Raw genomic sequence first — 1,604 nt, 5'->3', positions numbered from 1 at the left:
ATAAAATCCTTTTTAATATACAAATCCTTAATTACAAATGAAAAGTAAAGGTAATAAAGAAAATCTTTTAACTTTAAATTATCAATATTTTTCGAATCTAAAAAATATAAATTTATTTTACTTAATATTATTTTGTATTTAATAAATGCTTTGAAAATTTTATTACCATTATGTTTATTTAATAAATCAAATAATATCAAATATGTATTATATCTAAATTTTTCATTTTTAACATACTTTTCTACAAATTCATCAATATTATTATAAATAAAAACAGTAGTGCTCTTATGTACTGTATATAAAGTTAATTTTCTACTACTCAGAATTATCTTAGAATTATTTTGATTGGATGTAGAAAAAAATATAAAATCATCCACATTTGAATTTGTTTTATACAGATAATCCAAGTATGGTAATAAGCATTCTTTTCTTACATTTATACTACTCATATTGAAAAATAGTCCATATTTTTCTAATTTATAAATTTCATTCAGATTATTTATCTTATCTAATATTAAATCTTTTTTCAGATCCAAAGGCCAAAATTTTACGTAATTTCCATTTTCATCTTTCCAAAGAGGCAAACCCCACTTTTCAAATAATTTAACCGAACTATCTACGTGACGACCAATATCATATACTAAGTCCTCACGAACTGTTCCCATCTGATCGTTTCTTACATAACGCACAAAATCTTCTGGTGTATTTTCTCCCTTATCAACTCCTAAATATGTATTAATGGCAGAAAGACCCATTGCAACTCCACCACTTCTTTCTATTGCAGCTTTTTCGACAAGAGTTACTTTAAGATTATTTTTTTTTGCCCAATAAGATGCTTCAACCGCAGCACCACAACCTGCCATACCTCCGCCTATTATCAAAATATCTGTGTCAACTTGTTTTGTTTGAAAATCGACCATTTTAAACCTCCAATTTATTTTTTAGGTGTTGGAATATTATCCAAACCTAAAGATTCTGGCTCAGTAAATAATGCTTGGCTATCTAAATCATCTTTACCCGGATTAAACCCACCAGAAATTTCTATCTGGCCTTCAGCAGTAGTTCTTATAGGAAACTTAAATCTTTTAATTGATCCATTTCTAAACTTAACTGTCCACATAATATCCTGCGAACCACGTAAAGGAACTACGCTTGCCCCCATAGGTACAAAATCAGCATAACTTCTAATATCGATAGCTTGCTGTGGGCATATTTTTACGCAAGAATAGCATTCCCAACACATATCAGGCTCTTGATTATATGCTTTCATTTTCTCCTTATCTAAAATCATAAGATCATTCGGACATACATACTGGCAAGCTGTTTTGTCCAGCGCTTTGCATCCATCACACTTTTCCGTAATTACAAAACTTGGCATAAAAACCTCCTTTAAATAAATTTATTTTTTACCCATTCCTATACCTTCAGCGGCTGCATGCATTTTTATTTCGACTTTATTTTCCAAATGTGCATAATAATCCTTCAAAATTTCCAAAACCTCAGGTCTACTAAAATCTTCTGACACTTCTTTACCTTCAGATAAAGCTTTTCTTAAAGCCGTTCCGCTTAATATTAAACGATCTTCATTTGAATGAGGACACGTT

At 29.6% G+C, this 1,604-nt stretch carries 2 protein-coding genes and 1 pseudogene; all 3 read right to left on the bottom strand.

Annotated elements, in window-relative coordinates:
• The coding region (locus Q0C22_RS01070) for an FAD-dependent oxidoreductase (protein WP_291490241.1) at positions 1 to 920 on the bottom strand (920 nt) is incomplete at its 3' end.
• Positions 921 to 934: 14 nt separating this feature from the next.
• The gene (aprB, locus tag Q0C22_RS01065; protein WP_291490240.1) at positions 935 to 1,378 is read right to left on the bottom strand and encodes an adenylyl-sulfate reductase subunit beta; all 444 of its coding nucleotides are present in this window, start codon (positions 1,376 to 1,378) and stop codon (positions 935 to 937) included.
• Between the two features lie 21 nt (positions 1,379 to 1,399).
• Positions 1,400 to 1,604 (bottom strand): annotated as a pseudogene (gene sat, locus Q0C22_RS01060) (sulfate adenylyltransferase); the annotation flags it as partial.

This window comes from Desulfurella sp., assembly GCF_023256235.1.
Taxonomy (GTDB): Bacteria; Campylobacterota_A; Desulfurellia; order Desulfurellales; family Desulfurellaceae; genus Desulfurella.
The sequence above is the reverse complement of the archived record's forward strand: the minus strand, read 5'-3'. Positions and strand labels throughout refer to the sequence as shown.

Coding starts and splice junctions, on each gene's coding strand:
- aprB (WP_291490240.1), bottom strand. CDS start 1,378: ATGCCAAGTTTTGTAATTACGGAAAAGTGTGATGGATGCAAAGCGCTG.